Raw genomic sequence first — 9,056 nt, 5'->3', positions numbered from 1 at the left:
TTGAGACGTCAGACATCTCGATCAACAGCTCGGGGGCCTCGCTCGTTGCGCTTCGTGGACCGTCACCTGATCGGCGGCCAACTCGAAGAAGCTCAATGGTGGAACGGCGGCCTCGTGAACGTTTTCCCACCGTGCTTTACTCGCAGTGTCGGTCTGTTTCGGGCACCGCTGGGTATCCTGTCGAATTCGGGCGGCGTCCGCCTGAGCGAAGGTGGGCGAGCTGTAAACAGTGACCGTGGAGTAGGCGTATACGGTCTGGTCCGACGTCCTCACGTTTCGCTGCACTTCCGCAAGGGCATTGACCAGCGGCTCCTGCACGCTTTTGCAACCGCTGTCGAGAAAATACGTGCTCAAATCATCGCTTTCGTAAGGGATGTCCTGCACAAATCCAGAGCCCCAGTCCGGGGGCGTCAGCGCGACACGTTTCGCGGATTGCAGAGCCGAGGGAGACGAGCTGACGCGCGGCACTTTCTCGCCTTTGCCGCCGCGGAGAACAACGGCAAGCACCACAGCGACCGCGACGACCGCGACTGCAATGGCAAGACCGACGACCACGCGAGGCGTGCGCCACCATGGGCGTCGCGGAGGTGGAGCAGAATCCGGGAGCCCGTAGGTGGGGCCATGTGGAGGGCCGCTCGGCGGACGGCTCCCGCGCCCCTTATGCCAAGGCGCAGCCGAGGTGTCCCGCGGTTGCCCAGGCCGATCACCCGACTGGTCGGGACGTTCGTTCATCGGCACCGCCTGCTTCACGCGCGGGCTGGACGCCCCTTCGACCACCCATCAGGGACGGCGGAATGCGATCGCGCGGTATCGGGTCATGAGCCCAGCATCACCCACAGAGCATCCCCCCGCACGTAGGAGACGGCTGTCGGTGCGGCCCGCTACGACCGGCAGCCCCACGAGAACATCCGCTTCTCCCGAGAGCTGCTGGAAGAGGCCAGCAAGCCGTACGAGGAGAGGCGGGCCTACGCCACCGCGCGCAAGCTGTGGCCCGAAGTCGAGATCGTCAGTGCGTCCAGTCCGATGACGCCGGCGGGCGCGGGGTGCTCCCACCCCGCACGCCATCGCCCCAGGCGGAGCCGAGCAGACGCGGCCCATGGCGTCCAGGTCGTTCGTACAGTGGCGCGCTCCACCTGGACGCCATGAACCACGCCTGCTCCACGGTGTGTGGGTCGACGGCGTAGGGATCGTCCGGCCTAGATCGTCGGGTGCTCGAGCACGTTGCCGTTCGAGCAGCTGTTGGAGTGGATGGGGACGAAGTCGGTCAGAATGGGCAGCGCCGACACCTCCGCCCCTTCCAGCCCGCAGACGGAGGCCGGCGAGAAGGTCCAGTTGGTGAACGGGGTCGACTTGTTGTCCGCATGGGCAGGAGTTGCCAGGGCGATGGCAGCCACGGCCAGCGTGGCGGTCATGATGATCTTTCGCATGCTCGCTCCAACGACCATGACGATCACCGGACACGGCTCCCCATGGGTATGTCCCCCGCGTGCCCGTACCAGCGAGCGCCAACGGGAAACAGCGGGGACCAGCGGGCCAGCCGCTCAGCAGCGACCGCTGACGTCTCCTAACGACAGTCGTGGCGAGCGGCAGCCCCAGGTCACCCATTTGGATCTGCGACACTGGTACAGCCATGCCTAAGCCCGGAGAACTCACTTTCGTCGCCCCGCGCGGAGCCAAGAAGCCGCCGCGGCATCTCGCCGATCTCACGCCCGCCGAGCGCAAGGACGCGGTGGCCGAGATCGGGGAGAAGCCGTTCCGTGCCAAGCAGCTCTCGCAGCACTACTTCGCGCGGTACGCGCACGACCCGGAGCAGTGGACCGACATCCCCGCCGGGTCCCGGGACAAGCTGCGCGAGGCGCTGTTTCCGGAGCTGATGACCGTCGTACGGCATCTGTCGACCGACGAGGGGACGACCCGCAAGACGCTGTGGCGGCTGTTCGACGGGACGCTCGTCGAGTCCGTGCTGATGCGGTATCCGGACCGGGTCACCATGTGCATCAGCTCGCAGGCCGGGTGTGGGATGAACTGCCCGTTCTGCGCCACCGGACAGGCCGGGCTCGACCGGAATCTGTCCACCGCCGAGATCGTCCATCAGATTGTCGACGGCATGCGGGCGCTGCGGGACGGCGAGGTTCCCGGTGGGCCCGCGCGCCTCTCCAACATCGTCTTCATGGGCATGGGCGAGCCGCTCGCCAACTACAACCGGGTCGTGGGTGCCATTCGGGCGCTCACCGATCCCGCTCCGGACGGGCTGGGGCTGTCGCAGCGCGGGATCACCGTGTCCACCGTCGGGCTCGTGCCGGCCATCCACCGGTTCGCCGACGAGGGCTTCAAGTGCCGGCTCGCGATCTCCCTGCACGCCCCCGACGACGAGCTGCGCGACACTCTCGTCCCCGTGAACACACGGTGGAAGGTGCGCGAGGTGCTCGACGCCGGGTTCGAGTACGTCGAGAAGAGCGGGCGTCGGCTCAGCATCGAGTACGCGCTCATCCGCGACATCAACGACCAGGCCTGGCGCGGTGACCGGCTCGGGCGGCTGCTCAAGGGCAAGCCCGTGCACGTCAATCTGATTCCGCTGAACCCGACGCCGGGGTCGAAGTGGACCGCCTCGCGGCCCGAGGACGAGAAGGCCTTCGTCGAGGCCATCGCCGCGCACGGCGTGCCCGTCACCATCCGGGACACCCGTGGTCAGGAGATCGACGGAGCCTGTGGTCAGCTCGCGGCCACCGAGCGGTAATCTGGCCCGGTCCACATATCTTCATATCCAGACACCTTCATATTCCGACAGGGGAGCGCCACAGCGCTGAGAGTGCGGCGGACAGGGCCGCAGACCCTCTGAACCTCGCCCAGGTCATTCTGGGTAGGGAGTTCGGTCATCACTCAAGCTGTTGCGCCCTGCCCGGGTTCTCCTCGTGAGACGCCCGGGCAGGGCCGCGTCTCTTCCTGGCCAACCCCAGGAGGACATCCAGTGCAGAACAAGACCTTCGTGGCCGTGGCGGTCGGGCTCGGCCTGATCACGCTGTCCGCGTGCGGATCCGGCGGCGGCACCAAGTCGTCCGCGGACTCCAAGACCGTGACCCTCGTCAGCCACGACTCGTGGGCCGTGTCCAAGAACGTGCTCCGGGACTTCGAGAGGAAGTCCGGCTACAAGGTGCGGGTCCTCAAGGACGGCGACGCCGGGCAGGCCGTCAACAAGGCGATCCTGACCAAGGACAACCCGCAGGGCGACGTCTTCTTCGGCGTCGACAACACCCTGCTGTCCCGCGCCCTCGACAACGGCCTCTTCCAGCCGTACACGGCCAAGGGCCTCGACAAGGCCGGCGCCGCCTACCAGCTCGACCAGGACAAGCACCGGGTCACGCCCGTCGACTACGGCGACATCTGCGTCAACTACGACAAGGCCTACTTCAGCGCGCACCAGCTGACCCCGCCGCAGTCCTTCGCCGACCTCGCCAAGCCCGAGTACAAGAACCTCCTCGTCACCGAGAACGCCGCCACCTCCTCGCCGGGCCTCGGCTTCCTGCTCGGCAGCGCCGCCCGGTTCGGCGACAACGGCTGGCAGGACTACTGGAAGAAGCTCAAGGCCAACGGCGTCAAGGTCGTCGACGGCTGGGAGCAGGCCTACTACCAGGAGTTCTCCGGCTCGTCCGAGGGCAGGAAGGCGGGTGGCGACCGGCCGCTCGTCGTGTCGTACGCCTCCTCCCCGCCCGCCGAGGTCATCTACGCCAAGAAGCGGCCCAGCACCGCCCCGACCGGGGTGTCCTACGGCACCTGCTTCCGGCAGATCGAGTTCGCCGGGCTGCTCGGCAACGCCAAGAACCCCAAGGGCGCCAAGGCGTTCATCGACTTCCTGGTCTCCAAGGAGTTCCAGGAGGACATGCCGCTGAACATGTTCGTCTACCCGGTGCTGCAGGGCGCCAAGGTCCCCGCCGAGTTCACCGAGTACGGCAAGGCAGCCCAGCACCCCGAGACCGTGGCCCCCGGCAAGATCGCCGCCAACCGTGACCAGTGGGTCAAGTCGTGGACCTCGCTCGTACTGAAGTAGGCCCTCGAAAGGACCGCGCGGGGAGCGCGGCGCGGCTCGGGCTGATGGCCCTGCCCGTCGCGTTCTTCGCCGTGTTCTTCGCCTGGCCCGTGGCGGCGATCGTCGCGCGCGGGCTGAAGGTGGACGGCGCCTGGCGGTTCGGGCGGCTCGCGGACGTGCTCACCCAGCCCGACATCCGGCACGTGCTGTGGTTCACGACCTGGCAGGCGCTCGCCTCCACCGCGCTCACCCTGCTGCTCGCGCTGCCCGCCGCCTACGCCTTCGCCCGCCTCGACTTCCCGGGCAAGCAGGTGCTGCGGGCCGTCGTCACCGTCCCGTTCGTGCTGCCGACGGTCGTCGCGGGAAGTGCCTTCCTGGCACTGGTCGGGCACGGCGGGCTGCTGGACCGGCTGTGGGGCGTACGGCTGGACACCACGGTGTGGGCGATCCTGCTGGCCCACGTCTTCTTCAACTACGCGGTCGTCGTACGGACCGTCGGCGGGCTGTGGTCCCAGCTCGACCCCCGGCAGGAGGAGGCCGCCCGGATGCTGGGCGCCTCGCCGCTCGGCGCCTGGCGGAAGGTGACCCTGCCGGCGCTCGCACCCGCCGTGGCCGCCGCCGCGCTGATGGTGTTCCTGTTCACCTTCACCTCCTTCGGCGTCGTGCAGATCCTCGGCGGCCCCACCTTCTCCACCCTCGAAGTGGAGATCTACCGGCAGACCTCCGAGGTCTTCGACCTCTCCACGGCCGCAGTCCTCACCCTCGTCCAGTTCGTCACCGTCGGCGCCATCCTGGTCGTGCACGCCTGGACGGTACGTCGCCGGGAGACCGCCCTGCGGCTCGTCGACCCGAAGGCGACCGCCCGCCGCCCGCGCGGCGCCGGGCAGTGGGCCCTGCTCGCCGGTGTCCTCGCCACCGTCGCCCTGCTCCTCGTCCTGCCGCTCGCCGTCCTCGTCCGCCGTTCCCTGGACGCGCCCGGCTTCGGCTACTACCGGGCGCTGACGAACGCCGACGGGGGTACGTTCCTGGTGGCGCCGGTCCACGCGGTGTGGACCTCTCTCCAGTACGCCGTCGCCGCCACCGGCATCGCCGTGGTGATCGGAGGTCTCGCCGCCGCCGCGCTGGCCCGCCGGGACGCCGGACGGCTGGTGCGGGGCTTCGACGCGCTGCTGATGCTGCCGCTCGGCGTCTCCGCCGTGACCGTCGGCTTCGGCTTCCTGATCGCTCTCGACAAGCCGCCGCTGGACCTCAGACAGTCCTGGCTCCTCGTCCCGCTCGCACAGGCGCTGGTCGGCGCCCCCTTCGTCGTACGGACCATGCTGCCCGTGCTGCGCGCGGTGGACGCACGGCTGCGGGAGGCCGCCGCCGTGCTCGGGGCCTCGCCGTGGCGGGTGTGGCGGGAGGTGGATCTGCCGCTGGTGCGGCGGGCGCTGCTGGTCGCGGCCGGGTTCGCGTTCGCCGTCTCGCTCGGCGAGTTCGGGGCGACCGTGTTCATCGCCCGGCCCGACAACCCCACGCTCCCGGTCGCCGTGGCCCGGCTCCTCAGCCGCCCCGGAGACCTCAACTACGGTCAGGCGATGGCCCTTTCGACCATTCTGATGGTGGTGTGCGCCGCCGCGCTGCTGATCCTGGAGCGGCTGCGCACCGACCGGACGGGAGAGTTCTGATGCCGCTCACCGGGACGGGAGAGTTTCTGATGCCGCCGGCCGGACAGGGGAGTACCGCATGCTGCTGAGCCTTGATGAGGCGACCGTGCGGTTCGGCGGGCGGACCGTGCTCGACGCGGTCGGCCTCGACGTCGCCGAGCACGAGGTGGTGTGCGTGCTCGGGCCCAGCGGCAGCGGAAAGTCGACCCTGCTGCGGGCGGTCGCCGGACTCCAGCCCCTGTCCGGCGGACGGGTGCTGCTGGACGGCCGCGACCAGACCGGCGTACCCGCGCACAAGCGGGGCGTGGGCCTGATGTTCCAGGACCACCAGCTCTTCCCGCAGCGGGACGTCGGCGCGAACGTGGCCTTCGGACTGCGCATGCACGGCGTCGCCAAGGGCGAACGGGACACCGAGGCCGGGCAGTTGCTGGAGCTGGTCGGCCTGCCGGGGGCCGCCCGGCGCGCCGTGGCCTCCCTGTCCGGCGGTGAGCAGCAGCGGGTGGCCCTCGCCCGCGCGCTCGCGCCCCGGCCCCGGCTGCTCATGCTGGACGAGCCGCTCGGCCAGCTCGACCGCTCGCTCAGGGAACGCCTGGTGGTCGAACTGCGGGAGTTGTTCGGCCGGTTGGGTACGACCGTGCTCGCCGTGACCCACGACCAGGGCGAGGCGTTCGCGCTGGCCGACCGGGTGGTGGTGATGCGGGACGGGCGGATCGCGCAGTCCGGCACCCCCCTGGAGGTCTGGCAGCGGCCCGCCGACGCGTTCGTGGCCCGATTCCTCGGCTTCGACAACGTGGTCCCGGCGACCGTCGTCGGTACGGCCGCCGACAGTCCCTGGGGCAAGCTGCCGGTGCCCGACGGCTCACCGCAGGGCGCCCGCACCCTGCTGGTCCGGCCCGCCGGGGTACGGCTTGTGGCCGCCGACGCCGGACTGCCCTGCACGGTGACCGCCCGCACCTTCAAGGGCACCCATGTGGCCGTCCGGCTGCAGCCCGCGGACGGGCCGCGCCTGGAGGCGGCCTGTGCGCTGCGGGACGCGCCGGAGGTCGGTGCGCCGGTCGGCGTGGAGTTCGACGCGGCCGAAACCGTCGTGCTGGAATGATCGTTCCGCCCCTAGGGTGGGCTGCATGACATTGCTCGCGCATGAGCGCTACTGCGACGAAATCGCCCATCAGGTCGAGCAGTTGAGGGCCGTGGTCACCTCCGGCGCCGATCTGTCCGTGACCGTGCCGACCTGCCCGGAGTGGTCGCTGGAGGACCTCGTACGGCATATGGGTGGCGCCCTGCGCTGGGTGGACGCCCTGGTGCGCGGCCGGGCGCAGGAGAACATCCCCTGGGAGCGGATTCCGCTCTGTAAGGGGCCCGAGGAGCGGGGTGACGCGGCCGCACTGGACAAGTGGCTCGCCGAGACCGGGGAACTGGTCGTCGGCGCACTGCGCGAGGCCGGGCCGGACACCGCGGTGTGGGGCTGGGCCGGGGTGCTGAACGCCGGGTTCTGGGCACGCCGGATGACCCACGAGATCACCGTGCACCGCGCCGACGCGGCGCTCGCGGCCGGGCTGCCCTACGAGGTGGCGCCCGATGTCGCCGCCGACGCGGTGGACGAGTGGCTGCAGTTGGTGGAGTGGGTGCAGCGGAACATCCCGCACCGGGCGGCCAAAGAGCTGCGCGGACCCGGCCGCACCATCCATCTGCATGCCACCGACGCCGCCCCGGACCTGAACGCCGAGTGGCTCGTCGAACTGGGCGAGGACGGCGTCAGCTGGCGGCGCGGCCACGAGAAGGCCACGGTCGCCCTGCGCGGCCCGCTCACCTCGGTGCTGCTGGCCTTCTACCGCCGGCTGCCACTGGACAGCCCCGGCCTGGAGGTTCTCGGTGAGCGCGAGGTGCTGGAGTTCTGGCTGGAGCGGGCCACCTTCGGCTGACGCACGACCGCGGCCCGTCCCCTGGGGATAGGGGGACAGGCCGCGGTGGTGTACGGAAATCGGTGTGCGGAAGGCGAGGCGTCAGCCGTTGTCGCGCGCCCCACGACGGCGCATGCCGAAGTAGACCGCGCCGCCACCGACGACGACCAGCGCGCCCGCGATGCCGGCGATCAGGCCGGTGTTGGAGTTGGCACCGGTCTCGGCGAGGTTGGAGTCACCGACCGCCGGGGACGGCGCGTTGCTCGGTGCGGCGCTCGCCGGGGCGGAGGTGGAGGCCGACGGAGTCGGGGTCGCCGACTCGGCCGGGGCGGACTTCGACGGCTTCGGCTTCGGCTTCGCGGGGGCCGAAGGCGTCGGGGTGCCGGTCTTGCAGCCTACGGCCGGGGTGTCGAGGTTGGGCGTGATGTCCAGGTCGACGAGGGTGCTCGCCTTGACGTGGACGCGGTAGGTCGCTTTCGCCTTCCAGTTCTCCTGGAAGCTGATCGAAGTACCCCCGGCCGAGCCCTTGACCTCCTGCTGGCCGATCTGCTTCTCGACCCCGCCCGCGTTCTCGAGGAACACGGTGATGGTGGCGGGGGTGCCGAAGCGGTCGGTGTCGGTGACGACGATGACGCCCTTGTTGCCGTCGCACTTGGCTTCGGCCTTGAAGTCCTGGATGGTGCACGCGAGCGCGGAGCTGGACGCTCCCAGCACGACAGCGGCGGAAGCGGAGACAACACCCAGAGCGCGCACGGAACGGCGTACGCCACGGTGAGTTATGGACAACGTTTGTCCTTTACAGAGTGCATAACTGCGGGGGGTTATGGGGGCGTTGAGGCACGGGATGAGGTGAGCGCCTCAGCACCCCCAAGAGGCTCACAGGTCTATAAGCGCTCCGTAAGCAGTGTCAATGCATATGCCGTAGACGGCCGTTGGCTTTACCTTCTTATTAACCACCAGGACGTTTGGCGACGTTTGGGCGGTGTGGGGTCAGCCCTGGACCGCGGCCGGGTCCATCCACATGATCTCCCAGGTGTGGCCGTCGAGGTCGTCGAAGGCGCGGCCGTACATGAAGCCGTGGTCCTGGGTCTGGCCGCTCGGCGTGCCGCCCGCCGTGATCGCCTTGTCGACCAGCTCGTCGACCTTCTCGCGGCTCTCGGCGCTCAGACAGACCAGCACCTCGCTGGTCGTGGTCGCGTCGGCGATCTCCTTCTTGGTGAAGGTCGCGTAGAACGGCTTGGTGAGCAGCATCGCGACGATGGTGTCGCTGATCACCACGGAGGCGGCGTTCTCGTCGCTGAACTGCGGGTTGATCGTGTAGCCGAGCTCCGTGAAGAACTTCTTCGAGGCGTCGAGGTCGTTCACGGGCAGGTTCACGAAGATCATCTGCTGGTACATGTGGGTCTCTCCCGGAGGGGTTCGTGCTGGGGTCGGTGTGTTCGGTGGGTAGACCGGGGGCCCCGGGAGAACTCATCGGCCGCCGGA

9 protein-coding genes and 1 pseudogene are annotated in these 9,056 nt (G+C 69.5%); 6 read left to right on the top strand and 4 right to left on the bottom strand.

What is annotated here, in order from left to right:
- Positions 1-21: 21 nt before the first annotated feature.
- A complete protein-coding gene (locus ACWC0C_RS34155; protein WP_450868002.1) occupies positions 22-555 on the bottom strand; it encodes a hypothetical protein in 534 nt (177 codons plus the stop codon).
- 333 nt (positions 556-888) lie between these two features.
- Between ACWC0C_RS34155 and ACWC0C_RS34150 the strand changes: the two are divergent.
- Positions 889-1,029: pseudogene (locus ACWC0C_RS34150) on the top strand (YdcF family protein); the annotation flags it as partial.
- A gap of 167 nt (positions 1,030-1,196) precedes the next feature.
- On the opposite strand, the gene ACWC0C_RS34145 reads toward ACWC0C_RS34150, so the two are convergent.
- Positions 1,197-1,427 (bottom strand): hypothetical protein, encoded by a 231-nt coding sequence (locus ACWC0C_RS34145; protein WP_449200940.1) that lies wholly within the window; start codon positions 1,425-1,427, stop codon positions 1,197-1,199.
- Positions 1,428-1,630: 203 nt separating this feature from the next.
- On the opposite strand from ACWC0C_RS34145, the gene rlmN reads away from it, so the two are divergent.
- The 5 genes from rlmN to ACWC0C_RS34120 all read left to right on the top strand — a co-directional run bounded on the left by rlmN (position 1,631) and on the right by ACWC0C_RS34120 (position 7,592).
- Positions 1,631-2,737, top strand: coding sequence for a 23S rRNA (adenine(2503)-C(2))-methyltransferase RlmN (rlmN, locus tag ACWC0C_RS34140; protein ID WP_449200941.1), 1,107 nt, complete (start codon positions 1,631-1,633; stop codon positions 2,735-2,737).
- A gap of 231 nt (positions 2,738-2,968) precedes the next feature.
- Complete coding sequence (locus tag ACWC0C_RS34135; protein ID WP_450868000.1) at positions 2,969-4,045, top strand: thiamine ABC transporter substrate-binding protein; 1,077 nt, start codon at positions 2,969-2,971, stop codon at positions 4,043-4,045.
- 44 nt (positions 4,046-4,089) lie between these two features.
- Complete coding sequence (locus ACWC0C_RS34130; protein WP_450867998.1) at positions 4,090-5,691, top strand: ABC transporter permease; 1,602 nt, start codon at positions 4,090-4,092, stop codon at positions 5,689-5,691.
- Positions 5,692-5,749: 58 nt separating this feature from the next.
- Positions 5,750-6,769, top strand: a complete 1,020-nt coding sequence (locus ACWC0C_RS34125; protein WP_450867997.1) for an ABC transporter ATP-binding protein — start codon at positions 5,750-5,752, stop codon at positions 6,767-6,769.
- Positions 6,770-6,794: 25 nt separating this feature from the next.
- The gene (locus ACWC0C_RS34120) at positions 6,795-7,592 is read left to right on the top strand and encodes a maleylpyruvate isomerase family mycothiol-dependent enzyme (RefSeq protein WP_449200945.1); all 798 of its coding nucleotides are present in this window, start codon (positions 6,795-6,797) and stop codon (positions 7,590-7,592) included.
- Between the two features lie 81 nt (positions 7,593-7,673).
- Here the strand turns inward: ACWC0C_RS34120 and ACWC0C_RS34115 are convergent, their stop codons facing one another.
- On the bottom strand, positions 7,674-8,357 hold the full coding sequence (locus ACWC0C_RS34115) for an LAETG motif-containing sortase-dependent surface protein (RefSeq protein WP_449200946.1): 684 nt from the start codon (positions 8,355-8,357) through the stop codon (positions 7,674-7,676).
- Between the two features lie 204 nt (positions 8,358-8,561).
- Positions 8,562-8,969, bottom strand: coding sequence for a VOC family protein (locus ACWC0C_RS34110; protein ID WP_449200947.1), 408 nt, complete (start codon positions 8,967-8,969; stop codon positions 8,562-8,564).
- Positions 8,970-9,056: the final 87 nt, after the last annotated feature.

Source organism: Streptomyces sp. NPDC001709, assembly GCF_053596375.1.
The sequence above is the reverse complement of the archived record's forward strand: the minus strand, read 5'-3'. Positions and strand labels throughout refer to the sequence as shown.